Genomic DNA, 22,700 nt, shown 5'->3' on the forward strand with positions numbered 1-22,700 from the left:
GTCGATGTTCTGTGGGCCATGCTGCGCGACAAACGCACCTTCACCCACTCCACGCCGATGCCCCTACCGCTTGACACCGGTTATTGAGATGCCCCGGCCGGCGGCGCGGGGCGTGCGGGGCGGGCGAGGGTCAGGCGATCTCGTAGGTGACCTCACCAGAGATGTAGCGGGTAGACGCGGCTGTCCATGTGACGGGCATCGTCGGCGACCACTCCGTCGACTCCTTGTGGGAATAGACCCGCGCGACGCTGCCGCCACGCGTGACGCCGACAACGCCGGCGTACCAGTCCGCGCCGTGGCCGCGCGCGTGCCCGAGGTAGGCCAGGGTGGTGGTGGAGCCGGACGGGTTCTTCGCGGTGTGCGGCAGCGACCACGAGTAGGTGCCAGTACCGAAGGTGGTCGTCGTCCCGCAGGTCATCTCCCAAAGGGACGTGCACGTCTTCCCGATGTCCTTGTGCCAGCCGACGAGCGTGCCGTTGCCGATGTTGGGGGCGGTACCGGTCGACGCCCACGCCGGGGTGTAGGCGACCCAGGGAGCGATCAGGTCGTTGAACTGGTCGCGGATCTCGGCGTTCTGCATGGCCGCCGTGACGACCTCGCCGACGACCCAGGTCCGCGGCGTAGCAAGGGTCATTGCTGGACCTCCGGCTCGTCAGGCTCAGGTGCGGGCGGGGCGAGCATGCGGACCGGGTCGTCTGGGTGCCACCAGTTCCGCTCCGATACCGGCAGCAGCGAAATCTCCTGCTCGACCGCCTCCGGCTCTTCGGGGAAGCGCAGCTGCCACCAGCCGGTGCCGCACTCGACGCACCACATCCGGGGATCCGCAGGGGTGACGACCTGCGCCGACATGCAGGAGCAGTCCGCCACCCAACGGCCGTGGTTGACGCGGGCGTAAAGATGCTGGCCGAGCAGTACACCGTCGGTGACGGTGATCCGCCGCTGCTGTACCTCCTCGTACCAGCGGACTGCCCGCATCGCAGGGGGCGTCAGCTCCCACGCGTTGGCGCGCATGCGTGGCGGTGGCTGGTAAAAGTCCTCGGCCCGTAGAACAGGGCGCATGCGGAATCTCCTCTCAGTAGGCCAGGCGGGTCGAGGAGCCGAGCACGCTGTACACCGGGTCATCGAGAACCCACACCGCGTCGAGGTCCGCACGCGAGGTGTGGAAATCGAGGATGTGCTGAGCTTCGGTGATGCTCTCGGTGTAGCCCTCGGCGACGACCACCGTCGACGCGGAGGCCGCCTCGTCGGGCAAGTCGGTGACGGTGAACACGCTGGAGATGTCAGCGTCCAGCAGGGCTCGGTAGGTGGCGAGGCTCAGCGTCGACGCCTCGACAGGGAGCTGCCGCATCTCGGGCTGCGGGTCGGCGTAGCGGACGACGAGCCAGGTGGCCGCGTCGATGACCTCGGAGTCGCTGGTCTTGAGGATGTCGAGTTGCTGCTCGGCGATGCCGTCGAGTTCGATCGACTCGGCGTCCTGGATCCGCTGGGTCGCCCCGCCCGGCCGCGTGGCCGTGACGAGGTTGACCTGCTTCTGGTCGTCGTCGGAGAACTCGACATTGCCGGTCTCCAGGTCGGCGTATTTGATCGTGGCAACCGGCGCAGGGTTGTAGCGCACAGTCCGGCTCTGGAAGATCAGCCAGGCGGATGCCCGGTCGGCGAACAGCCGCCCGCCCTCGGTGCGTTCGACGTCCCGCATGTGCGACAGGGCCGACGAACCGAGCTGCCCCTGCGAGGCCACCACGGAGAACGTCCCCTCCGGTGTGACCCCAGGAATGCGGGCGTACCCGGCGAGGCGGTACATGCGGATCCACGCCGACTCGCCGGAGTGCCCGGTCATCCCGGCTGCGTAGTGCTCGACGAGCTCGGAGATGGCCGGGAAGCCCCCGTTGCGCACGTATGCGGCGACGTGACAGATGGTGCCCGCCCACAAGTCCGTGCCGGTCGACGTGGCGCCGACGGTCAGCACAGCGAGGTCCTGCCAGATACCAGTCGGTACGGCGTATTGAACACCGTCGACCCACACGTCGTGCCCGGCTTCGTCCCACACCAAGTGGTGAGGCTGCCCGTCTGCGAGGTTGGGCGTGGCAACCGTGGTCAAGGTGTTGCCGATCGGGAAGAACTCGTTGATCTTGAGCTTTCCAGTGCCCGACTCCAGGTAGAAGTAGATGCCGGAGTCGAACGCCACAGCGGCGCCGAGAGACCACGTCATGATGACGCGGCCCGTTGTCGACGTCGAGAACCAGCATTCCAGGGCCAGGTCACCTGGGATCGGCGTCCCTGTCGACCCGTCTGAGGTGAGTCGCGGAGTGACGAAGCACCGGAGGAACTTGCCGTTGGTGCTATTCGACGGCGCGAACTCAGGTGCGGGCAGGTCGTCCGACGACGGTCCCTCACCCGTCCCGAACGTGAGCGTGCCGCCCGAGCCTGCCTGCCCGATGGTCAGCGACGGTCGCGCATAGCCGGACTGGTCACCGCCCGACACTGAGGTGCTCGGCTCAGACAGTGGGTAGTACAGCTGGGCCTCGTCGCCCTGGATCTCCTCGACGAGCATCGGCCCGAGCGCCGGCCGTCTGCCGAGCCACTTCATCATGTCCGACGCCACGATCCGAACCGTGGAGTGCAGGCCCTCCCAGGCCATCGGCCAGGAGGTGACCATGCCGAAGAACCTTGGGTGGTGGGTGGCGGCTGTCCCATCCCACGTCGTGGGCGAGGCTCCCTCCTCGACCTGTGCTTCGTCCAGCCACACCAGATCCCCCAGTGCCGGAGACGTGGTGTTGGTCGTAATTCGCAGCTGGTGCGAGGCGGCCGTGGCCGTCCATGTGACGTGGATCCTCTGCCACTGGTTGGTTAGCGACGAGGCCGTCCCCACCGTGGCCCCATCGATGTCTAGCCGCACGGCCGGGTCGCCGGTCGGCACCCAGACGTACACGGATGCGGTGTAGGCCTGGCCGATGGTCAGTCCGAACAGCGGGCACTGCATGACCCCGCCGGTACCAGAGTTGGTCCAGCCGATCTTGAAGCCGTAAGTCCCGGACCGGATATGATCGGTGTCGATGGTGGCGAGGTCCGGCTCAGCCTCAGGGTCTTCCTCCCAGCCGTTATCCGAGACCTCGAAGCCAGGTTGGGTCAGGTAGTTCTTTCCGCCCAATACGGTGCTGATCAGCCTGATCGGGCAGTTGCGGCGAACGTGCGGATAGTAGGGCGACGACGCCCGGCCTGAGGTGAACCGGCCGTCGCTGTTGTCCAGCTCCAGGGACATCGTTCCGGTCTGGATATCGGACAGCTCATCTGCGGCGCCGCGGGTGATGGAAATCCTCCCACCACCCGCGATCCGCACATACCGCGTGATGTCGGTCCACGCGAGATCCGGAGCCACGGCCGAGTACCCGAACCCGGCCTGCACGGTCACCCTGGTCATCCCACCCCCAAGGTGATCGTCTGGCCGCTCGTCCGGCTCAGCTCCAGCAGAGCTCGCTGAATCTGCTTGGCACTCGACATGGGGTCAATTGCCCCGGTCACCGTGATGTATACGGTCATGCCACCGCCCGCACCAGCAGCGAGCGGACGCCCTGCGGCAGGCCGGCCGGGCAGCGGACGGATGCCCGCCATCCGCCCGGCGAGAGCATCGGCGGCGCGGCCGACCACCGGCAGGGAGTCGAGCGTGCCACCGGACAGGCCCTGGCCGAAGTTGAGGCCGATGCCGTGCGCCACCCTCGAAGGGCTCTTGATGCCGAGTGCCTTCTTGATCGCCTTCTCCATGCCCTTGGCGATCGTGACCATCTGCTGTTCGATGGCTTTCTGCTGCGAGGTCAGGCCGGTCAGGAAGCCCTTCCCGGCGTTCTTCCCCGCGTCGTACATGGCGTCCGCAGCGGACATGCCGAGACTGTCGGACTCCTTGTCGATCTGCGCCTGGAGCTTGTTGACGTCCTTAAACTCGGTCGTCGTCATCCCCGCCAAAGCATTGGCGTAGGCGAATCCGCTCTCCGGGCCCATCGCCAGCACCTGACTCAGCAGCCCCTTGGACAGGCCCCGCTTCGCCAGCGTCTTCACTGCGGCGTGGAACTGGCGAAGCTTTGCGAGCTTCTGCCCGAGGCCGCCGCGGATGGTGCCCGCGTTGACCTGCTCCTGGTCCAGGCCCAGGCTCGAAAGCGACGCCGAGTCACGCGCAGACGTGCGGGTGTCGGCCCGGAACTTCTGCGCGTCGGCGATCTTTGTCTTGAGGGCATCCCGCTGGCTTGCCAGTTTTTGCAGCTTGGCGTGCTCCCGGTTGACCATCCTGACCAGGGAGGTGTCCTTGGTGGACTTGGTGCCTTCCCACGCTTTCCAGATGTCCGCGACCAGATCCTTCGCCACGGCCTGGATCTGGGACTTCGATCCCGTGAGCCCCTTGATGATGCCGTCCCTGACGTCTCGCATCAGGGCTTGCATCTTCTTCGACGGCGATGCGATCTGGAGCTCGGCCCGGACGCCCGAGGCGACACCGGACGCCATGAGCCGCGCAGCCCGATCCACGTCGGACCGGGACGACGTCATGCCGGCGATGAGGCCTCGGCCGACATCCTGCCCGGCACCAACCTGTGACTCCATCGCCATGGACGTGCTGTGGTCGTAGACCCGGGCATTGCTCCCGAAATGCACCAGCTCGGGGCCCTCTTCGCCCACCCACGCCCACTCGCCGGCCTTCGGCGTACCGCCGCCGGCGTATCCGCCGATGGACTTGGCGAAGTCCGACGCACCGCTGTGCGAGGCCCGGTACTGCACCATGACCGAGGCCGTGGCCACGGTGCCGTCGATCGCGGCGAGTTTCCGCCGCGCCTCGCCCAGCTGCGCTTCCAACTGCGCGATGTTCGCCCGGACCTGCGCCTTCCTCGCGTCCGGCACCTTGCCGAGCTGCGTCTTGGCCGCGGCTAGCTTGGTCTGCAGGTCCTCGAGGTTGCCCTTCAACATCGCGGTCTTGTCCGGCGTCCGCAGAATCTGGTCGGCCAGGGACCGGGCCGCTTTCTCGTTGCCGTTGATCTGTGTGGCTACCGACACGAGCTGTCCGCGTCCGCGCTCCCAGACCTTCATGGCCTCTTCCCAGGAACCGGTCTCCTGGTATTTGGCCTCGACCGCCTTCATGGTGGTACTGGCTATTTCGTCGAGGGCCTGGTTGTTGGCACGGCCCTTGGCGGTGTTGTCGTCGAGAGTCCGGCCGTTGTTCTTGAGCGCCTCGTTCGCGGCGTCGATCGCCGCCTCCATGCCGCGGCTCGCGGACCGGGCATTCAGGGTCGTCTCATTCAGGGCGTGCAGCGACTGGCGCAGGCCGTCCGCGCCCATCTTCTGCTGGTCCAGTTTCTGCTTCGTAGCCAGGGCCTGCTGCCCGAAGAGTCCCATGCTCTCTGCGGCAAGCTCCTGCTCGAAGGCGACGTCCTTGATCGTCTCGCTGTAGTTGGTGAGCTGGTCTCGCAGCTCCGACTCAGTCAGGTTGCCCATCCGGCCGGCAACCTTCGAGATCGCCGCCTCGGCGAGCTCCGCATTCCCGCTGCGAACAAGGTTCGCGAGAGCGTCGTCGAGGGCCCCGATCTGCTCTTTGGCCGCACCGACCGGAGCCGAGTCCATTCCGACGAGGTCGCCGATCCACTGGATCGCACCCTCGTAGTTCGACGGCCGGGACAGGGTGCGCAGCGACGTCTCGAGCTCGCCGAAGTCGGCGCCCAGGATCCGTGCGGCCTCGCCGCTGACCTTCCCCGTCCGGGCGAACTGGCTGATGCTGGACGTCATCTTGTCCAGGTCTGCCGGGGCGCCCTTGCCCGCCGAAGACAGTTGCGTCATCAGGATCAGCAGCAGGCCGAGTCCGGTGCCTGCGATCGCCACCTTGGTCGCGCGAGACATTGCTCCGACGCTGGCACCGAACGCGGCCATCGCCCCCGCACCGCCCGCAGCTGCGGCGCGGGTCGCAGCTATCTGCGCGGCAAATGCGGCCATGGCTACGCGGGCCGCGGCAAGGCCCGCCGCGGCAATGCTTACGGCCTTGAGCGCGATGGCCATCTGCATCAGTGACGTGAGTACGCCAGGGGGCACCGCTGCGATCAGGTGGCTGATCGCCTGGACCACGGCGAGCATTCCAACGCCGACATCGGCGCCCGCTTCCAGAACGTTCATCAGTGCGCGGCCGAGGTCCCGCAGCGTTGCCGACACCGCCGGGCCCTGAGCGCGGGCGAAGTCCATGAATCTGGAGAGCCCGTTGTTGAAGCCGTCGCGGTCGGAGGTGCGAAGGAAGCGAACGAGTGCGTCGTTGGCTCGCTCCATCGTGCCCGTGGTCCAGCGCTCGAACTTCGCCATGAAGGTGTCGAACCCCGGGCTGGCGACCCGGCCGCCAGCAATGGTGAAGAGGCGGTCGAGCTGATCGGCCGCGCCTGCAACCGTCGGGGAAAGCTTGGGGAAAATCCCCTGGAGCAGCCCCATGCCCTTGATGAGCGGCTTCGTGGTGTCCGGGGCGAGGGAGTCCGCCCACGCCTTGTACTCGTCCTTGAACACAGAAAGCGCAGCTGCGGCCTCACGTGAAGCCGGCGGCAGCTTCGCCATCGTCTTGGCGTAGGCGACCTGCGCCTTCGTCGCCTCGGCCGAGCTACGGCCGTGCTCCTCGACGGCGTCGGTGTACTTCTTCTCCGCCTGCGACGCCTCCATCATCGCCGCGACCTGCCGGCCCGCCGCGATGGCGAGAACGCCCATACCCACGCCCACGGCCGCCGTCGCTGATGCGACCGGCGCCAGCGCGGCAGTCATCGGGATCACGGCGGGCGTCAGGGCAAGCCAGGACCACTTCAGCTCCTTGCCCAGCCGGCGCGCCTCGTCTGCAGCACGCGACCAGTTCGCCAGCGGCCGGGCGGCCCCCTGGGTCTCGTGCCCCATGAGCGCCGCGGCATCCGCGACGGACACGAACCGGCCCTCGAGGTCGTGCAGGCGCCCGTCGGCATCACGGGTCAGGGTGAGGAGCGCCTGCCCGGAACCGTCGGACGCGTCTTCCATCTGACGACGCAGACGTTCCGCCGAGTCTCCCGCATGACCGAGGACCCGGGAGAGGTTGTCGCGGCCGTCGAGGACGAAGGTGAGGCGCTCCGCCATCATTCACCCCCGGATCGCTGGTCGGCGAGGTACTGCTCGATCCACAGCACGTAGCTCTCGAAGTCGTCGACCAGGAGCTCGTCTACGACGGGGGCGGGGATGTGGAGGAGGTGGGCGAAGAGTCCGAGGTACTGGGCTCGGTCGGCTTCGATTCCTCGGTCTGGTCGCTGGGGGCCGGTGTCACGGCGTCTGGGTCCGCCGGGTCTTTTGGGGCCGACGCGAGCTTGAGGATCAGCTCCCGCGCCCAGTCAGGATCGACCGCGACGTCGACGATGATCTGGAGGGCCAGGAGCACCTGCTCCGGGGTGAGGTTGTGCCCTGCCGCCCCCTCGACAGCAGTGGTCGCCCACTCCTCGATTTCATCCTTGTCGAGTCGGACGGCGAGCTCGTCGATGAGCGGGTCGAAGTCGTCCAGCCGCAGCGAGGGCTGGGACCGCTTCTTCAGTGCCCATGCCACCACCTGCATCGCGGCGGGATCGTCCTCGCCCAGCCTCTCCTTGACCTGCTTCCAGGTCATGTCGGCGGTGCGGGAGATGATCGCGGCCTCATTGGTGCGCACGCTCTTCAGGTCGAAGTGCTCGGCCTCTCCGCCGGCAGGGCTGTACACGATCAGCAAAGGGTGCTCCTAGGTGATGGACTGGCGGACATCGGTGAGGACTCGGGCGACCTCGGCCTGCATGCGGGGGGTGTGGGTGCGGACGGTCTTGTCCCACCACAGGGGGGTGGTGCTCTGCTGCGCCCAGCGGCGCCGGTTGCCGAAGACGGGGTGCCGGACGCGTCCCTCGTTGAGGACCTTCGGCATGCCGCGCAGGTCGGACGGGAGGGCAGACCGGTCGATCCACACACGGGCGCCAGGGTTGCTGGACGTGCGCACCGAGAGCTTCACTGCCTCGGCGATCGTCGCCCGCAGGGGGCGGGTCGTCGGTGAGGGACCTCCTCGGCTGCCCGAGCGGCGCTGCTGGGACGTGATGGTCAGGCCCCGGATGGTCTGCTGCATGTCGCTCTTGAGGGGCTCAGCCGCGCGGCGGATGCGGCGGGAGAAATTCTGCTTGAGCCGGGGGCCGCCGGCGGCGTGCAGGCGACGGGACAGCTCGACGAGCTGTCCGGTGCCGGTGATCTGTACCGAGCCGACGGCCATGACCTACCCCCTGTCACACCGTGGTGTCGACGGACATGTACTCGATGGCGACAGCGTTTGTGCCGTCGTACAGGGCGGTGAAGTTGAACGTGGGGCGAATGACCTCGAACCCATCGACAGTCGGGGGCGCGTCGTCGATCTTGATCGCGGGGAGCTTGAACCGGATCATCTCGTTGTAGTCGTCCTCAATGACCGGGCCGATGAACTCCCAGATGAGGGACGTGGCGCCGTCCGAGGTGTGGAGGTCGTCGACCGTGGTGGCGACGTAGTCCATCTCCAGGCTGCCGGTGATCTTCACCAAGTCGTTGGAGATGGGCTGGGCCTTCAGGGCGGACTGGTTGGCGTAGAAGCGGTCCACGGCCTGCGCACGCTCGATCTTGAGGCTGGCCTTCCGGACGCCGTCGAGCGCAGCCTCCGAATCGAAGGTGCCAGCCTTCACGCCCATCTGCCCGAAGTGGAACGGAGACATCGAGACGTAGCTCGCGGACGCCAGGGTCTGACCCTCGTCACAGTCACGGCCGTCGATCTCGAACGACGCAGTGAGCATGCCACCCTGCTCGCAGGAGAACTCGGCAGAGATGATCTTGCAGCCGACCAGCGACTTGTCCGTCACCGTGCCCGTGGTGAGCGGCACGCCCTTCTGAATCGTCAGGCTCTTCCCGAACACGTCCGCCAGGGTGTGGGTCTGGAGGTAGGCGGTCGTCGCCTCCTGCTGGGCGGGCGTCACCGTAGTGCCCATGAGGGCCTGGAGCAGCAGGCCCATCCGCTTGTTGGTGACCTCCATCTCTAGGGAACCGGACACCTCGCGCTGCGTCACCACGCGTCGCGACGACAGCGCCATCAGGCGGCCCGCCGCGATGCCGCTGGACTGTGCGGTGGTCTTCTTCAGGACCAGCGATTCCTTGGTGAACTCGACGAAGCGTGTCGGCGCCACGTAGGTGCCATAGGTCGACTCGGCCGCGATGCCGATCTGGGCTCCAAGCCCGGAACCGATCGCCATGGATCAGCCCTCCTTCGCTGCGGACTTGGCCGCGGTCTTCTTCGGTGCGGCCGGCTCGCTATCCGTAGGCGCCGCACTCGCAGGGGCAGACGCCCGCTTCGGTTCCTCGACGGCCTTCCAGTTCTCGGGCTGGCAGACGTAGGCCTCGAACCGGTTGTCCGGTACCTCGACGAGCTGGTCAGGGTGGATCTCTCGTCCGCCCAGCTCCGGCACGGTGACCGGCTCCGGGCCGATGAAGCGCACACGCGCCATCGCTGTACTCCTTGATCGGAAGGGGGTGGTCAGATTCGGGCGCGGCAGGAGATGACGAACGGCAGGCTCACGTGAACGCCGCCATCGCCATACGACTGCCTCAGGGAGTAGCGGGTCAGGTGCGCCCACAGCACTGCCCCGTTGAGGGTCGGAGCCGTCGGCGCTCCGCCAGAGGAGCGGATCAGGTCCTCGACTACGCCGAGGAGTTCGTAAGCCCGCGAGCGGCAAGGCGCGAAGTCTTCGTCCCCGCTCCAGACGTCCAGCCAGCAGGAGATGTCGAAGTCTTCATTACGCGTTCGTGCGCCCGCGGCATTGAAGTCCTGAGCCACCTCGGCAGAAAGGTCCCCTTCCGGGGTCCAGCCGACAGCGATCAGCTCGGGATCGGATTGGTCGGTCGTGGGCGGCCCGTCAGCGACCTGGACACCCTCCAGGCCTGGTGCGGCGCGGAGGATGTCCAAGAGCGCCGCGATCGCGCCCGGTACAGCAGAGGTAGCCATCAGCCCACCGCCGGCGGCAGTCGGTACGGCTCCATCAGCTGGAGCGCGCGGTTCGGGATCGCATAGCCGAACCCCTGCATCGGCTCGCTCACATCGAAATCCTGCGTCCCGCGCTGAGGTCGCGTCGGCCCCTGCCTGGTCCGCCACAGGTGCTGCAGGATGATGCGGGCAGCCGAGGTGAGCGCCGCCGGCACGATCGGGCGCCCCACCTTGTATGTGAAGATCAGCGGACCGGCGAGCGCGCCTCCGTCGAGGCGACGCACGATGGCGGTGTCCGGGTCCAGGTCCAGGTCGCCGATCTCATAGCCGCTGCCACCGCTCAGCAGCGCCGACACAGAGACGAGCTCGATCGCAGGAGTCGCTCGCAGAGCGATTGCCGATGCCCGGCGGAAGTCCACTCGCTGAACCACCGTCCGGACAATGACAGGCCCGCAATAGCCCTCGATGCCGGCAGTGATGGACTCGATCCAGCTGCGGATCTCGTCGTCCTGCGTGGTATCAGTCTTACTGAGGTGTCGCTTCCCGTCCGCCAGAGACAAAATCCCTGGTGGCGCCGACTCCCGGACGTCGAACGAATCCGTATATGCGTCCGCTGGCGACGTGAAGACCCAGCGGACCGTATGCCGACCCGCCTGCGCGGTCACGAAGTCGTGGACGTAGTCGCCAGCCTGAACGGGCGCCGCCACAGTCGGCGACGCAACCGTTCCGTCAGGCAGGGTGATCGTCAGCGACACCGCTGCAGCAGTGGTGAGAGCGCCTGCGGCATCCCTGCAGTCGGCCTGAAGGCGCACGGTCCCGCCAAGGTCGTAAGGCACTCCCCGCCACCACCCTTACGCCCTCGACGGGGGCATCTTCCGCGGCCAGCCCAGCAGGATCACCGCCGAGTAGAGGCCGCCCGTGGACGGGGAACCCGACGCGGTCACGACGGCACGCAGGTACCTCTGGTGGCCGGTGTAGCCGATCTCGTGGATCCGCTCGTCGTTCGACGATGTCAGCGCGGGCTCGGTGCCCTGCAGGAACTGGTCAGCCACGGCCGTCCAGTCCGAGCCGTTCGGGCTGTCCTGAACCTCGACCGTGTGCGTACCGTCGGTGACGACCCCGGCATGCATGACGACCAGTGCGGAACGGAATCCGCCCTCGTCGGTCATCCGGTCCACGGTCGTGCCCGTCGCGCCCGTAGTCCGCGCTGCGGCAGGCAGGATCGTCGACTTGGCCAGCGCGACGTTGTAGAGGCTCGACCTCACTTGGCACCTCCGCCAGCGCTCTTGTCCTCGGGCTTGCTCTCGGCCTTCGGCTCGGATTCCGGCGCCTTCTTCACGGGCGCCGCGGTCTTCTTGACTGCTGGCCTGCCGACGGAACGCTTCTCTCCCGGCTCGGCCGTGGCGCTCTCCACGCGGGACGCCGACCGGTCGGACATGTAGGTCTCCACATCCTCGAAGAGGGCCTCGCGCCCCTTGATGACAGGGTCGCTGGCGTCGACGAGCTGTCCGACCTTGAACATGTGCGGCGTCCCGTTGACTGTGGCGGCGAATGCCGCCTTGCACCGCTTGATAGCCATGTTCTGCTTCCTCTCTGCAGCACAGCGGGCCCCGGGAATGCGGGGCCCGCTGTGGAGCTCGCGACCGTCAGGCGGTGGTGGCCAGGTTGAGCATGCGGAACGCACCGTCGTTGACGCTGTCGGCGCCGACCCGGTAGTAGGCGTACCAGCCGCGCTGGCCCGTCGGGCGCTGGTTGGCGCCCACGAGGTGCGGGATGAACTCGACTGTCATGCCGACCCGGTCGGCGATGACGTAGTTCGAGAAGTCGCCGTACACCGCCAGGTAGTTGTTCGCCGTTGCGGCAGCGTCGAACGCGCCGTCCATGTCCTCGGCCTCCAGGGCCGGGCGGCCCAGGAGCTCGGGCGGGACGTCAGCGCCGATGCGCTCCCACATCTGCGCGCCGCCGCCGGTGTCGAACTGGCGGATGAGGTTGTAGATCGCCCGGTTGGCGAGCCACGACGCGCCAGCGCGGTAGCGGGCCGGGAGGGCGTTGTCGAGCTTGTAGATGTCAGCCGCGGCGAAGGTCTCCGCCGTGGTCGGCGCCACCTCGCTCGAGCCGCCGGCGAGGGCGGTCACGATGCCAGTGGGCTGGCCGGAGCCGGATCCGGTGGTGAAGGCCGCAGCCTCGAGGGTGTCGCGGCCGAACGCCAGGAGCCTCGCGACCTCCTGCGTGACGTTGGCCTCGTCCTCGAGGGCCTCGATGGAGATCGGGACGAAGCCCGCCGCCTTGTGGACCGGAACGGTCGGCTGAGCGAACGTGGTCGAGTCGTCCGAGACCTGCGAGCCCTCCGCGTCCCAGCTCCAGGACACGGCGCCAGAGGAGACGCCGTTCCAGACGTCGCCGGTGGCGACGACCTGGCGGGCGACCTGGCGGATCTGGTTGCGGGATCCGTTGGCCGTGATGATGACGGTCGGGTCGAGCTGGAACGGGACCAGGTAGCCACCGGCGGAGTCGGTGAGCGACATGGCGCGCTCGAGGGCGCGCTGCTCGTCCGGGGTGATCATGTGGCCCTTGCCGGCCGCGACCTTCGACCAGGCGCGCAGGTACTCGGGCGAGCTGGTGGCCAGGCAGTGACGGGCGATCCGGCCGTCACCGTCGTCCCACTTCTCGATGATGTCGGTGGCCGCGGACCGGACACGGTCACTGGCGCCGCCCATCTTCGTGATGGCCGACAGGGCGCGGGCACGCATCTCGCGAGCCACCTGTCCCTTCGACTGGCCGAAGGTGCGGACCTGCGAGAGGTCCCAGGGGTTGCGGAAGCGGCAGTCCTCAACGGAGTCCGGGTTGAGGATCGGGTCGTTGCCGTAGGTGTCGCCGGACGAACTGCCGCCGATGGCACGGACCTGAGTGGCAGCCGGGCGGCGTTCGGTCGTCTTGGTTGCCGAGCGGACGCGCTCGAGGGCGGACTTGCGCTCCAGCTGGCGGCGGTGTCCGTCGACCTCGGCGAACTCGCGGGTGAGCTCGTCGAACGACGTCTCGTCCTCAGTCGTGAGGTCATCCTTCTCGCCGAGCCGTTCAAGCTCTGCCTGGATGTCCTGGAGGCGGATCACCGCCTGAGAGTGGGAAAGTTCCATCAGTCCTTGTCCTCTTCGATGGGCGGCAGCCTGTCCTTCATGAGCCCGGCGATCTCGCGGATTCGTTCGCGAAGGACGGAAGGCGGCCTGGCGTTGTCAGGTGTCGACGGGTGCCCACCAGAGGGCGGCGCGTCAGTGGTGCTGAGGGCTGGCGGGTGCTCTCGCGCGAGCGGCGCGCCATTCGGGTCGGTCTCGGGGGCCGGGTGTCCGTTGGGGGGCTCGGCCTCGCGGGCGGCCCTCTGCAGGGGGCCACGCGTCACGGTAGGAAAGAGCAGAGCGGTCGCGACCTCGCGACGCAGCTCCGGGTCTTCAGGGACCTGCGGCACAGCTGCATCCCTGGCAAGGGACTGCCGGATCTGGCGCGCCATCTCGTCACTGCGAACGAACTCGGAAGCGAGTCCAGCGCTGCGGACGCTGACGGAGGTGCCGACATAGGCAGGGAATACGACAGGACCAAGCTCGCGGCACTTCAGCTCGATGAGCTCCCGCCGCAGCGGACCGCGGTCACCCGGCATCCACAGGAGATCGAGAACCTCCTCCGGCTTCACCAACTTGCCCGCCGCGTCGCGCCACTCCTCGCGGACGACTTCGAACCGGAAGGACATGCCGTTCACGGTCTTCTCGGCGATGGCGTCGCGGACCGGCTGCATCAGCCAGTTGTCGGTGATACGCCCCTCAACGTAAAGGCCTTCGTCGTCCTCGCGAAGGTCGACGATCGAGCCGATCGGCAGGGAGCCGATCAGCGGGTGCCGGCCGTGATCGAACTGCATCACCGGCGTCGACTCGCGGATCGTCTTGCGGAAGGCGCCCTTGCGGATCGTCTCCGTGAACCGGCCCTCCCAGGAGTCGATCTCGGTGTCCTGGCCGAAGACCGCGGCATAGCCAGTAAGGCTGCGGCCGTCGCCCTCGCCATCGTCGTCGGCTCGCTGGAATGAGAACGGCGCGGACCTTTCCAGGTCTCGCGCCGCGGGGTGCAGGGTGCCCATCAGGTCCCCTCCTCAGGTGGTGTGGGCTCGGTCGGCGGCCCGTTACCGCCTGGCTTCTGGAGTTGGACGCTGTACAGGCCGGAGTGCTTCAGAAGGGTCATGTCCTCGGCCTCCACGGCCGCTACGACGGTCTCCGGGACGTAGCCGGCATCCACGAGCGTGCGGATCGACCTCGTCTGGATGCCCTGAATCTCGGCCGCGTCCTTCCGGTCCTCGCGGAGAAAGGGGACGTCGCGAGGGTCGTACCAGAGCCTGGTGGCCGTGCCTGGGGACCGCAGAAGAGTTGCGAAGGACCCGGCAGCATTCCCCCAGAGGGGATGGATCGTGCCATCCGCGAATCGGCGTCTTGCCTGGCCGTAGTTCGAGTAAGTCGCAGCCTGCAGGCCTTCGGAGAGGCCCACGATGATCGGGGGCGTGCCGGCGGCGGCAGCGATGCGTGTCTCCCCAGCTGCCTGAACCTTCGCGAAGTCCAGCTGCTGAAAGTCCTTCCCGACGACTGTGACGTCCGCCCCACCGCCGAGATAGAGGGTCTTGTAGGCGTTCTCGACGCCGCGGTGGCCGCTGTCCATCTTGGCCTTGAACTTCTCGAAGGCCTCCGGCGTAACCTCACGGGCGAGCCGGACCACGATATTCGGCGTCGCAGCGTTCTCCAGGAACGCCCTTTTATGGCGCACCATCAGACCATCGGTCTGCGTCTCCCGCAGGACTGGAGTCAGCCACGACATGCCGCGGAACGTCGCCAGCGGATCCGGAGTGGGAGCGAAGTGCGCAACCTCGTTCGGCCACAAGAACACCGGCTCCTCGCCCGGCTCCTGGTACAGGTAGCCGTACCGGCGCCACCCAAGGACACCGCCGTGCATCTCGCGGCGCTCCAGGACGATCTGCACCCAGTCCGGCCGCATACGGACCAGCTCCGGGCCATCCCCCGTCCAGTACGAGTTGCCCGCCAGGTCGGCGTCCTGGATCACACGCGCCAGCAGGTCCTGAGTCGTCCCGCCGACCCACGGCTGCTCCAGCCGCGAGAGGTCTGTGGTGCCGAACATCTCGGACGGTCGGCCGCCGTTCAGGCGCTGCCACGTGAATCGAACCGATGAGAAGACCGACTGGCGGGCCACCATGCAGGCCCAGACGATCGGATTCGTCGCAAAGAGCTGGGCATAGCCCGGGAAGTCGCCCGGCGCCTTCTCTGCGGCCTGCCCCGGTTGTGTCATCGTCACGCCCTGGGAGGACCACGCTCCGTACCCCAGAGACGCCTCAAGGGCCGACGCGTAGTCCTCGATCGTTGAGATCGCGCGCTCCGGCTCTCGAGGGCGGTCTCGGATCATCCGCCACAGGCTCGTCACGGCCGGCCCGCCTTCCTGCCGCCCTCGGAGGGCACGACATCAGGCAGGAAGAGGCACCAGGACGCGAAGACGGTGCCGCCCGTCATCAGGGCCGCAGCGAGGTCCAGTGCGAGGCCCACGCCAACTGCGGCGACAAGGCCGCCGACTAGCACGCCGCAGCGAGCCAGGCTCTTGCTGCTCATCCGTATGCGGCCCACGGCTCCACCTCCTCCTCGGGCTCCTCGACTTCGGCAGTCAGGCCCCAGCGGGCCAGAGTGACGGCCACCAGCGGACTGATGTCCACGCCGACACCCCTGCGGGCCCAGGCCCAGGCCTCGCCCAGGTCGCGCTTCCTCGCACCCGCCAGCGCGGTCGACAAGGGTGCCTGGTCCAGATGAACGATGTCGCTGGATGCCACGGCGTCGAAGAAAGAGCCGCACGCCTGCGCGTACTGGCGCACCTTCGGTGACAGCACGGTGATATCCAGAGCGCGCTCCAGATCGGCTATAAGAGAGCCGGCCGGGCCCCCCGCATCCACCACCCAGCAGCGCGGGGACCAGCGTTCATGCAGGTCACGGGCCCGCTCAACCACCCAGTCCATGCCGGGCCGGTTCTCCACCACCTCCACGTGGACCGCCGAACCGTTCGCCCCGGCAACACAGATCGACGCATGAGACCGCTCAGGGGTCATGTCGATAGAGAACGCCACCGGATCTGCCGCGCTCGACTCGCCATCCGCCAGCGCCCGCCAGGCATCCTCGCCGATAACCGACCAGGTGTCTGCCGAGTCGGACGGATACTCGCCAACACCGAGCCGCTCACGAGCGAAAACCGCAGCGCCCATAGCGGGCCGCTCACGGGCGACATAGTCCTGGGTGATGCGAATTCCGAGGCCAGGGTTCGCCTTGGCCCACGCCTGCGGGTCCGCAGGATCATCATGCTCCGAGCACCCCATGGAGCACTCCGCCACGTGGGGGTCGATACTCCACTCGAAGAAGGCCAGGGAAGGATCGTCCCCTTCGAGCCCTCGGCGTCGCACGTGAGCCAGCTGGGTCGACAGAGGGCCGATTCCAGCCGAACCGGCGTACCAGAGCTGGGGGTTCGGCCTCGCCGCCATCGTCGGCAGAAGGGCGCCCATCGCCGAGTCACCCAGAATCATCGCCTCGTCCATGATGACGCAGTCGCCGCTGAATCCACGCCCGGAGCCCCCGGAGCGGGCCAGGAAACGAAGCCGCTGGCCGCTAAGCAGCTCAACGCCTTCGTCGCCGTGCGAGGTCCTGACGCGTGCCACTCGGCGGCGCAACTCATCGGTGTTTTCGATCAGCGTGAGGATGCGCCGGAAGGCCTCCTGGGCCGTCTTGAACTCATGAGCAGTGTGGATGATCATCTGCTCTTTGAAGATGAACAACCCGGCAAGCTCGCGAGCTTCGAACACCGCACCCTTGCCGTTCTGACGGCTCACGATGAGCCCAACTTCAAAGGCCGCCCAGTGCTTCTCGTCCTCCTTCAGGCCAAGGCCCTGATCGAGAACGAACTGCTGCCACGGATCAAGTTGCAGTCCGGCATGGGCCGCCAGGTCGATCGCCTGCTGCCCGAGCGAGGAGTAGCTCTCCGGCACCGACAGGATCCGAGGACGCTGATGGCCGAGCAGCTCACGCCCGGCGGCGCTTGGGCCTTCGAGTACTGAGCTCATCGACGACGTCCTTCCTCGGCGCCACAGCCGGCTTCACGCCCATCTGTGCCAGCACCGCGCGCAGTTCCCTGCCTACGACCGCGGCCTCCCGCGGCTCGTCAGCACCGTCGAGAGCTCGAGCAAGTACGAGCGCAGTAGCGGCAAGCCCGGAAGCGGTCGAATCCAGCCCGAGTCGCTCGATGTCCGCGGCTACGCCTTCCTCAACAGGCCCCATTGCCGACCTCCAGAGCAGCTAGCGACATCCGCTGTACGTCGCGGGCCCCCTTGGCGCTGTTGCAGCGAAAGTGGGCCAGCTGGACGTTCGCCCTGGTGTCATCCCCTCCCCGCGACACGGGGACGACGTGATCGATCGTCGGAGCCGAGGCGTTGGGGACCTTGACGTCCATCGGAACTCGCCCTCCACAGAGCTGACAGCGGAAGGCGTCGCGCTCGGCTATCTCTGGCAGCGAGTACCGCTCTGAAGCGCCTCCTCGCTTGGCTGCGCGACGGCGTCGGCACTTCGCCTGCCAGTACAGCCGCTGGCGTTCACGAGCCTCAGTGGAGAGTGCCCCGGACTCGCGGAAGAGCCCGTTGTAGTGGGCGTTCTTGCACTGTCCCGAGCACCAACGCTGGTCGCGGCGACGCGGTTGGTACACCTTGCTGCAGCCGCTACAGGAGGCCACGGGAAGCGTTGCCTGTCGGCGAGGGGGTCGTTCTCGCGCCGACTCGAGGTCTGCTTGACGCACTCGATTGCAGGGGGTGCATCGGAGCCGGGCACGCCCCCTGGTCTGCTGCTCGCCGGTCGACCCGCAGTCGAGGCAAGTGAAGGACTTGACACCGATCATGTTCGACTCCCGGAAATGCGGAAGGCCCGAGCCGGGAGACTCGGGCCTTCCTTCCCGCCGGGATCAACGGCGGGCGCCATTCTGTGATCAAGGGCGACTACAAGGAGTCACCGCGCATTAAGTGACTTAACGTCACATCTCGATGATTACGGAGAGTGACTGTTGCTAAAATTGAAATTCAAGATCGCCAGGAAAAAATCAAGGGGAGGGATCCCGGCGAGAAGGGCGGTTGGGTCGCCGGGTCCTCCGAATTTCACGATGACCCGAGGCCCCCCTCCCGCCGTGATCGGCGGGCACGATCCAGGCTGCTCAGCCAGGAATCGCGTGATCCAGTCGCTCGCCGTAACGCCGCGCGCTGCCAACCCCGTCAGCGCTGTCGCCGGCAACAACCCGGCTCCCGCTCGTCCACGCTGACTGCGACCAGCGACATGCAGTCATGCCGTGCTCGATCACGTCGAGTGAGTTTCGCGAGTTCACCACGAGCGTGATGACTGGCGAGTCACGCTGTATGCTCCGCGCTTGGCCTGCTGGTTGTACCAGCGTGTAGCCACGGCCAGCATGCCGTCGTGCCGCATGTCCCTGACCCTCTGCATCACGACGTCCCTGCCTGGGTCTACCGCTACAACCTTGGCGTTGAGGCGGTGGTAGCGAGCCAGGGCCTTGGCGCTGGGCATGGTGTGGATGAGGTACACGTCGACCTTGTCGCGGTGCTGAATCGCCTCGTCGATGGCTGCGAAGCGTGCACGGTGAGCAACCTTCAGCAGGGTCTCGTCGTGCTGCCACTGCGGCGCCCCAGGTCCTGCCAATGCGAGGGCGATGCGGTCCAGGTCGATGACGATGTCGGTCGGCTTGGCGCGTGCCGCGATCCAACTGGACTTCCCTGCGGCCGGCGGGCCGGTGATGACATGGAGCGCCACGGCGCGTCACCCCTTGCGTGGGTTCCTCAAGCCCGCTCGCGCTCACTCAGCAGGTTGGCTACGGTCAGCCACGAGCAGGCAAGTTCATCGAGGCGCTCCATGAGGGCGAGGTTGGTTTCGCCCTCAGCAGCTTGGAGAATGCGCACAGCGTTGGCTATCGCCTCGTCCGAGGTCATACGGTCACCACCTCCGGGAAGCTCGCTGTGGTGCGCTCCGGCCCATCCTGTCACCCTTGGCCGAGTTGCATCGTCGGTGTGCTGAGCGGGCGTTGGCGGGGTCAAGGAGCAGGTCCGGCCGCTTCGACACGGGGCTGTAGTGGTCGAGGGTGAAGGCCCACGAGGATCTCTGCGCTTCGAGGCCCGTGATCGTGTAATCGATGTCGTGGCCGCACCACCAGCAGGGCAGACCCAGGGCGCGCTGCTGCGCCTGGAGGCGCCGATAGCGGGACCCGTTGCGGGGGTTGCCGGCCATGCGTCACCGCCGCTCCCTCACTCAGGTGACGTTGAGTACGCCTGCGTTTCGGACGACCAGCTCGTCGTTCGGTGGATTGATGCTGACCCAGACGTTCCAACTGCCGCGGGTCAGTGTCCGGTCGCCCGAGGGGCCGATGAGGATGCGGGCCGTGTTGTCGCCGTCCCACTCTCCGTCGATCCAGTCGCCCGACGTGGGGTTGGACCGGCTCGTGGTCAGAAGGAACGCGAAGCGTGGTGTCGTCCCTGTGAGGACGACGTCGGCGGGTGACGCGGTGACGGTCACGCTGAGGTACTCAAGGCTGCTGGCGGGGATCACCACGGGGCGCCGACCTCCCATCTCCAGGCCGGCTTGTCGACCGCCCATCGGGCTTCCGGGCGGCCGACGGTGAGCGTGATGTCCACGTCGAATGCGCCCAGTGAAGGGGCGCCGACGGTCGCTGTGCTTGCGACGCGGCTTGGAGCCAGTGTGACGGGTCCCGGAGTCAGCGATGGTGCCTGTACGACCGTCGTGGCCGCGATGGCCGCCGGGGAGAGCGTCACCGCTCCAGGCGTCAGCGAGGACCCGTATACAGCTGCCGCAGGCCCGACGAGGCTGGGCTGCAGCGTGGCCGTGCCTGGCGCCATGGCGGGTGCTGCGAGCGTTGCAGTGGACGCGATGCGGGCCGGGCTGACGGTCTGCTCGCCAGGGGCGATGGCCAGAGTCCAGGCCGAGCCGAGTGCCGACTGGTCTGCCGACCAGATGCGAGATCCGAAGGTCCCGGAGCCGGTGGTGTCCGAGTCTCCCCATGCTCCTGAGCATGAGCCGGAGCCTGCGGTCGTGAAGGCCTGTCCGCGCCGCGTGTGACCGCTTGGGGCGGTCCATGCGGACGTGTTCGGGCTGGTGGCACCGCGCGAGTCCCAGACGACACCTATCTCGCGGCAGGCCGGACCCACGGAGCCGAGAGAGGGTGTGGTCTTCGTAGCGGCGGCAGCGGACGTGTTCGTGGCCGCCGTGACCGGGTTGGACGCCAGAGCGCCGCGGATCCGGCCGAGGAGGAGTACCTGGCGGATGTTGCCGGTGTTCGGGGTCACTGTGATGACTGCGGCCAGGTCTCCGGCTTCAGCGATCCGCCACCACAGCTGGGACATGTGGCCGGCCTGCATGGCGGTGCCGAGGCTTGCCCACGCACCTGCGCCGCCGCTGATCGCGAACGTGCGTGAGCCGGACGGCATAACGCAAGCGGCGAGCAGCAGGTCGCCGACGACTACGCTGCCGTCATTGGGGACTGTGACGGACGCCGAGCTGTTGGTCGACAGGGTGACGGCGTCAGCGAGGTGGGTGAGCTGACCTACGGCCACGGCTCACCTCACAGGGCGAAGATGCCGGCGGCGTCCCACTGGATCTGGACGGAGCCTCCGTTGGGTGTGACGGAGACGCCGTCGATGTAGGCGATCAACGAGGCGGTGGCGTCGCTGCCGGTGTGCTTGTACAGGACGATGGCTTCGACGCTGTCTCCGGTGACGGCGTTGAGCGTGACGTCGGCCGCGTCGAAGACGCCGTTCGTGATCGTCTTGGATCCGAGGGCGGAGGACACCGCCACACGGGCGCCAGCAGGAACGTCGTCGAGGAAGTCGTGGGCGGCGCTGTATGTGTAGTCCGCGGTGTCCACGATGGCGAGGCGGATGTCGTCGGCGGCAAGGTCGATGTCGCCGCCCAGGAGGAGTTGCTTGAAGGACGGGTACAGGGCACTTGCCATCGGTGCCTCCTTGGCTCAGTCGCCCATGATGCTGTCGTTGATCGAACCGTCGTCGTGGTAGTCGAGGAGGTCCTGGTCTTCCTTGCTCATGCCGTCGAGGGCCTTCTTCAGCGCGTAGCCGGTCAGCAGGGTGTCGTAGTCGTCCTGACTGAGCTCCTGGCATTCGGTGGGCCGATTCGTCTTCGTGGACGACTCGGTGAGGGCCTTCTGGCAGTCCTCGGCGCTGTAGGAGCTGCAGCCGACAACGAGAGCGAGCGGCAGAGCTGCAAAGGCCGTGGCGATGATGCGTCGCATAGTCCCCCCAGGACGTTGCGTGATGAGAGGGCTCATCATGCGACCGTGGCGGGGTGAGCGGAGGCGGTGTCTCCGTTCTGTTACCTACGCGGCCTTTGCTCCTGTAGGCAGTGGCGGGACCCTGCCGGGCTCCAGGAGCGCCAGCGTCTGTTCGTCTCGTATGGCCTTATCGAGGGCTGACACGTCGTACAGGGCCTTCTTGCCTGTCCCGACCTTGGGTAGTCGGCCTTCGGAGGCCCATCGCCAGATGGTTCCGACGGGGCGGCCGGCGTAGTAGGCGGCATCCTCGGCGGCAACTAGCCAGGGCATGGCACCTCCTGAAACGCGAAAGACCGCCCGGGGGCGGCCTCAAAAGCGCAGAAGTTCTATTTGAGCAGATCATGGCTTCGGTCTGTCCTGATGTCAAGTTCTCCCTCTCCAGGGCCTTTCCTTGCGACAGACTGCCTGCTATGGCGACGGTGTTCACGGTGCAGTCGGATTCCCTGCCGGAGTGCCAGCGGGAGTTGGAGCGCTTGTGCCGCGACTTCGGTCTGCGGCCGGTGTTGGCGCCGACGGAGTCGTCGGGCACGGGCCGGTGGCTGGCTCGGGCAACGCCGTCGGCCCCCGCGGGCGGCGAGGGCCGGTCGGTCTAGGAGTCCTTGCGCTTGATCTCTTTGCGCTGGGTGTCGAAGTACTCGCTGCTGCGGGGTGCGGTGTTGGGGCGGGAGCGGAAGTAGTACCGCCCGCCGGGCCGCTTGTCCGCCATACCGGACCATCGCTTGGGGGGCTTGCTGGGGCTGGGGCCGCTGCTCATGCCTGCCTCCTCAGAGCTGGTTGGTGGTCTTGCCGAGCCACGTGCTGTGCGACGTGACGGTCGTGTTGGTCTGCTGGACGTTGCCGCTGAAGTAGTTGTGGGTGTCGCCGGTGACGGTCTGCCGCGCGCGGCTGACGAGGCGGCTGACGGCGAGCACGAGTGCCGTGGGTGCGCCGGCGAGGAGCGCGACGACGACGGGGTCGGCGAGTCCGGAGGCCCAGAGGATGCCGGTGGTGGCGCCGCCGGTGGTGGCGATGAGGATGCTGGCGCCGATCATGCGGGCGGTGTCGTCGACGGCCTTGCTGCTCATCGGGGGCCGGCCGGGCTGGGCGACGGGCGGGGTGGGTCCGACGACGGGGAGGGGGCTGTCGTCGCGGTAGCTGGTGGCGGGCTGGAGGGCTTCTTCGACGGCGGTGATGAGCTGCTGGGCCTGGTCGGTGGACATGGCTTCCTCGAGGTGGGTTTGTGGCGGTTTGGGGTCTGCTTGGTGGGTGTCTGCCGCTATGGGAGACTGCGTGCGGTCATGCAGCCTCCAGGCGGGGTGCGCATCCTGCATGC

At 67.4% G+C, this 22,700-nt stretch carries 28 protein-coding genes; all 28 read right to left on the reverse strand.

Annotated elements, in window-relative coordinates:
• Positions 1-130: 130 nt before the first annotated feature.
• Positions 131-634, reverse strand: a complete 504-nt coding sequence (locus ACZ3IJ_RS24345) for a hypothetical protein (RefSeq protein WP_467471426.1) — start codon at positions 632-634, stop codon at positions 131-133.
• Positions 631-1,059 (reverse strand): hypothetical protein, encoded by a 429-nt coding sequence (locus ACZ3IJ_RS24350; protein ID WP_467471428.1) that lies wholly within the window; start codon positions 1,057-1,059, stop codon positions 631-633. Before ACZ3IJ_RS24350 ends, ACZ3IJ_RS24345 begins: the two co-directional genes overlap by 4 nt.
• 13 nt (positions 1,060-1,072) lie before the next feature.
• Entirely contained in the window at positions 1,073-3,409 is a 2,337-nt protein-coding gene (locus ACZ3IJ_RS24355; protein ID WP_467471429.1) for a phage head spike fiber domain-containing protein, read from the reverse strand.
• 5 nt (positions 3,410-3,414) lie between these two features.
• Entirely contained in the window at positions 3,415-7,107 is a 3,693-nt protein-coding gene (locus ACZ3IJ_RS24360; RefSeq protein WP_467471431.1) for a hypothetical protein, read from the reverse strand.
• A 79-nt stretch (positions 7,108-7,186) separates the two neighbouring features.
• On the reverse strand, positions 7,187-7,720 hold the full coding sequence (locus ACZ3IJ_RS24365) for a hypothetical protein (protein WP_467471434.1): 534 nt from the start codon (positions 7,718-7,720) through the stop codon (positions 7,187-7,189).
• Positions 7,721-7,729: 9 nt separating this feature from the next.
• Positions 7,730-8,242 carry a hypothetical protein gene (locus ACZ3IJ_RS24370; protein ID WP_467471436.1) on the reverse strand — a complete coding sequence of 171 codons (513 nt, stop codon included), beginning with the start codon at positions 8,240-8,242 and terminating at the stop codon, positions 7,730-7,732.
• A 13-nt stretch (positions 8,243-8,255) separates the two neighbouring features.
• On the reverse strand, positions 8,256-9,242 hold the full coding sequence (locus ACZ3IJ_RS24375; RefSeq protein ID WP_467471438.1) for a phage tail tube protein: 987 nt from the start codon (positions 9,240-9,242) through the stop codon (positions 8,256-8,258).
• A gap of 3 nt (positions 9,243-9,245) precedes the next feature.
• Positions 9,246-9,494, reverse strand: coding sequence for a hypothetical protein (locus tag ACZ3IJ_RS24380; RefSeq protein WP_467471440.1), 249 nt, complete (start codon positions 9,492-9,494; stop codon positions 9,246-9,248).
• 29 nt (positions 9,495-9,523) lie between these two features.
• Positions 9,524-9,991, reverse strand: coding sequence for a hypothetical protein (locus ACZ3IJ_RS24385; protein WP_467471442.1), 468 nt, complete (start codon positions 9,989-9,991; stop codon positions 9,524-9,526).
• Positions 9,991-10,806: a hypothetical protein gene (locus ACZ3IJ_RS24390; protein WP_467471444.1), complete on the reverse strand. Its 816-nt coding sequence runs from the start codon at positions 10,804-10,806 to the stop codon at positions 9,991-9,993. The genes ACZ3IJ_RS24385 and ACZ3IJ_RS24390 overlap by 1 nt, the downstream gene beginning before the upstream one ends.
• A 15-nt stretch (positions 10,807-10,821) precedes the next feature.
• The gene (locus ACZ3IJ_RS24395) at positions 10,822-11,235 is read right to left on the reverse strand and encodes a hypothetical protein (protein WP_467471446.1); all 414 of its coding nucleotides are present in this window, start codon (positions 11,233-11,235) and stop codon (positions 10,822-10,824) included.
• On the reverse strand, positions 11,232-11,549 hold the full coding sequence (locus ACZ3IJ_RS24400) for a hypothetical protein (protein WP_467471447.1): 318 nt from the start codon (positions 11,547-11,549) through the stop codon (positions 11,232-11,234). The genes ACZ3IJ_RS24395 and ACZ3IJ_RS24400 overlap by 4 nt, the downstream gene beginning before the upstream one ends.
• 67 nt (positions 11,550-11,616) lie before the next feature.
• Positions 11,617-13,104 carry a phage major capsid protein gene (locus ACZ3IJ_RS24405; protein ID WP_467471449.1) on the reverse strand — a complete coding sequence of 496 codons (1,488 nt, stop codon included), beginning with the start codon at positions 13,102-13,104 and terminating at the stop codon, positions 11,617-11,619.
• Positions 13,104-14,090 carry an HK97 family phage prohead protease gene (locus ACZ3IJ_RS24410; RefSeq protein WP_467471451.1) on the reverse strand — a complete coding sequence of 329 codons (987 nt, stop codon included), beginning with the start codon at positions 14,088-14,090 and terminating at the stop codon, positions 13,104-13,106. The genes ACZ3IJ_RS24405 and ACZ3IJ_RS24410 overlap by 1 nt, the downstream gene beginning before the upstream one ends.
• Entirely contained in the window at positions 14,090-15,433 is a 1,344-nt protein-coding gene (locus ACZ3IJ_RS24415; RefSeq protein WP_467471453.1) for a phage portal protein, read from the reverse strand. The genes ACZ3IJ_RS24410 and ACZ3IJ_RS24415 overlap by 1 nt, the downstream gene beginning before the upstream one ends.
• Complete coding sequence (locus ACZ3IJ_RS24420) at positions 15,430-15,615, reverse strand: hypothetical protein (RefSeq protein ID WP_467471455.1); 186 nt, start codon at positions 15,613-15,615, stop codon at positions 15,430-15,432. The genes ACZ3IJ_RS24415 and ACZ3IJ_RS24420 overlap by 4 nt, the downstream gene beginning before the upstream one ends.
• The gene (locus ACZ3IJ_RS24425; protein WP_467471456.1) at positions 15,612-17,105 is read right to left on the reverse strand and encodes a terminase; all 1,494 of its coding nucleotides are present in this window, start codon (positions 17,103-17,105) and stop codon (positions 15,612-15,614) included. Before ACZ3IJ_RS24425 ends, ACZ3IJ_RS24420 begins: the two co-directional genes overlap by 4 nt.
• Positions 17,106-17,305: 200 nt before the next feature.
• Positions 17,306-17,929 (reverse strand): HNH endonuclease, encoded by a 624-nt coding sequence (locus tag ACZ3IJ_RS24430; RefSeq protein ID WP_467471458.1) that lies wholly within the window; start codon positions 17,927-17,929, stop codon positions 17,306-17,308.
• A 473-nt stretch (positions 17,930-18,402) separates the two neighbouring features.
• On the reverse strand, positions 18,403-18,846 hold the full coding sequence (locus tag ACZ3IJ_RS24435) for an AAA family ATPase (protein ID WP_467471460.1): 444 nt from the start codon (positions 18,844-18,846) through the stop codon (positions 18,403-18,405).
• A gap of 26 nt (positions 18,847-18,872) precedes the next feature.
• Positions 18,873-19,022: a hypothetical protein gene (locus tag ACZ3IJ_RS24440; RefSeq protein ID WP_467471462.1), complete on the reverse strand. Its 150-nt coding sequence runs from the start codon at positions 19,020-19,022 to the stop codon at positions 18,873-18,875.
• A 4-nt stretch (positions 19,023-19,026) separates the two neighbouring features.
• Entirely contained in the window at positions 19,027-19,317 is a 291-nt protein-coding gene (locus ACZ3IJ_RS24445) for an HNH endonuclease (RefSeq protein WP_467471464.1), read from the reverse strand.
• Positions 19,318-19,338: 21 nt separating this feature from the next.
• Positions 19,339-19,638, reverse strand: coding sequence for a hypothetical protein (locus ACZ3IJ_RS24450; RefSeq protein ID WP_467471466.1), 300 nt, complete (start codon positions 19,636-19,638; stop codon positions 19,339-19,341).
• Positions 19,632-20,657, reverse strand: a complete 1,026-nt coding sequence (locus tag ACZ3IJ_RS24455; protein ID WP_467471468.1) for a hypothetical protein — start codon at positions 20,655-20,657, stop codon at positions 19,632-19,634. Before ACZ3IJ_RS24455 ends, ACZ3IJ_RS24450 begins: the two co-directional genes overlap by 7 nt.
• An 8-nt stretch (positions 20,658-20,665) precedes the next feature.
• Positions 20,666-21,055, reverse strand: coding sequence for a hypothetical protein (locus ACZ3IJ_RS24460; protein WP_467471469.1), 390 nt, complete (start codon positions 21,053-21,055; stop codon positions 20,666-20,668).
• Positions 21,056-21,070: 15 nt separating this feature from the next.
• Positions 21,071-21,349: a hypothetical protein gene (locus ACZ3IJ_RS24465; RefSeq protein WP_467471471.1), complete on the reverse strand. Its 279-nt coding sequence runs from the start codon at positions 21,347-21,349 to the stop codon at positions 21,071-21,073.
• An 84-nt stretch (positions 21,350-21,433) separates the two neighbouring features.
• Positions 21,434-21,658: a helix-turn-helix domain-containing protein gene (locus ACZ3IJ_RS24470; RefSeq protein WP_467471473.1), complete on the reverse strand. Its 225-nt coding sequence runs from the start codon at positions 21,656-21,658 to the stop codon at positions 21,434-21,436.
• 319 nt (positions 21,659-21,977) lie between these two features.
• A complete protein-coding gene (locus tag ACZ3IJ_RS24475) occupies positions 21,978-22,142 on the reverse strand; it encodes a hypothetical protein (protein ID WP_467471475.1) in 165 nt (54 codons plus the stop codon).
• Between the two features lie 10 nt (positions 22,143-22,152).
• Positions 22,153-22,587, reverse strand: coding sequence for a hypothetical protein (locus ACZ3IJ_RS24480; protein ID WP_467471477.1), 435 nt, complete (start codon positions 22,585-22,587; stop codon positions 22,153-22,155).
• Positions 22,588-22,700: the final 113 nt, after the last annotated feature.

It is taken from the genome of Streptomyces sp. NPDC013317 (assembly GCF_055563155.1).

Excerpts from the sequence above, each read along its gene's own strand:
- ACZ3IJ_RS24360 (WP_467471431.1), bottom strand. The coding sequence starts at position 7,107 with ATGATGGCGGAGCGCCTCACCTTCGTCCTCGACGGCCGCGACAACCTC.
- ACZ3IJ_RS24465 (WP_467471471.1), bottom strand. The coding sequence starts at position 21,349 with ATGCGACGCATCATCGCCACGGCCTTTGCAGCTCTGCCGCTCGCTCTC.
- ACZ3IJ_RS24400 (WP_467471447.1), bottom strand. The coding sequence starts at position 11,549 with ATGGCTATCAAGCGGTGCAAGGCGGCATTCGCCGCCACAGTCAACGGG.
- ACZ3IJ_RS24375 (WP_467471438.1), bottom strand. The coding sequence starts at position 9,242 with ATGGCGATCGGTTCCGGGCTTGGAGCCCAGATCGGCATCGCGGCCGAG.
- ACZ3IJ_RS24470 (WP_467471473.1), bottom strand. The coding sequence starts at position 21,658 with ATGCCCTGGCTAGTTGCCGCCGAGGATGCCGCCTACTACGCCGGCCGC.
- ACZ3IJ_RS24380 (WP_467471440.1), bottom strand. The coding sequence starts at position 9,494 with ATGGCGCGTGTGCGCTTCATCGGCCCGGAGCCGGTCACCGTGCCGGAG.
- ACZ3IJ_RS24480 (WP_467471477.1), bottom strand. The coding sequence starts at position 22,587 with ATGTCCACCGACCAGGCCCAGCAGCTCATCACCGCCGTCGAAGAAGCC.
- ACZ3IJ_RS24370 (WP_467471436.1), bottom strand. The coding sequence starts at position 8,242 with ATGGCCGTCGGCTCGGTACAGATCACCGGCACCGGACAGCTCGTCGAG.
- ACZ3IJ_RS24430 (WP_467471458.1), bottom strand. The coding sequence starts at position 17,929 with ATGATCGGTGTCAAGTCCTTCACTTGCCTCGACTGCGGGTCGACCGGC.
- ACZ3IJ_RS24410 (WP_467471451.1), bottom strand. The coding sequence starts at position 14,090 with ATGGGCACCCTGCACCCCGCGGCGCGAGACCTGGAAAGGTCCGCGCCG.
- ACZ3IJ_RS24405 (WP_467471449.1), bottom strand. The coding sequence starts at position 13,104 with ATGGAACTTTCCCACTCTCAGGCGGTGATCCGCCTCCAGGACATCCAG.
- ACZ3IJ_RS24475 (WP_467471475.1), bottom strand. The coding sequence starts at position 22,142 with ATGAGCAGCGGCCCCAGCCCCAGCAAGCCCCCCAAGCGATGGTCCGGT.
- ACZ3IJ_RS24445 (WP_467471464.1), bottom strand. The coding sequence starts at position 19,317 with ATGGCCGGCAACCCCCGCAACGGGTCCCGCTATCGGCGCCTCCAGGCG.
- ACZ3IJ_RS24460 (WP_467471469.1), bottom strand. The coding sequence starts at position 21,055 with ATGGCAAGTGCCCTGTACCCGTCCTTCAAGCAACTCCTCCTGGGCGGC.
- ACZ3IJ_RS24345 (WP_467471426.1), bottom strand. The coding sequence starts at position 634 with ATGACCCTTGCTACGCCGCGGACCTGGGTCGTCGGCGAGGTCGTCACG.
- ACZ3IJ_RS24420 (WP_467471455.1), bottom strand. The coding sequence starts at position 15,615 with ATGAGCAGCAAGAGCCTGGCTCGCTGCGGCGTGCTAGTCGGCGGCCTT.
- ACZ3IJ_RS24440 (WP_467471462.1), bottom strand. The coding sequence starts at position 19,022 with ATGACCTCGGACGAGGCGATAGCCAACGCTGTGCGCATTCTCCAAGCT.
- ACZ3IJ_RS24350 (WP_467471428.1), bottom strand. The coding sequence starts at position 1,059 with ATGCGCCCTGTTCTACGGGCCGAGGACTTTTACCAGCCACCGCCACGC.
- ACZ3IJ_RS24425 (WP_467471456.1), bottom strand. The coding sequence starts at position 17,105 with ATGAGCTCAGTACTCGAAGGCCCAAGCGCCGCCGGGCGTGAGCTGCTC.
- ACZ3IJ_RS24385 (WP_467471442.1), bottom strand. The coding sequence starts at position 9,991 with ATGGCTACCTCTGCTGTACCGGGCGCGATCGCGGCGCTCTTGGACATC.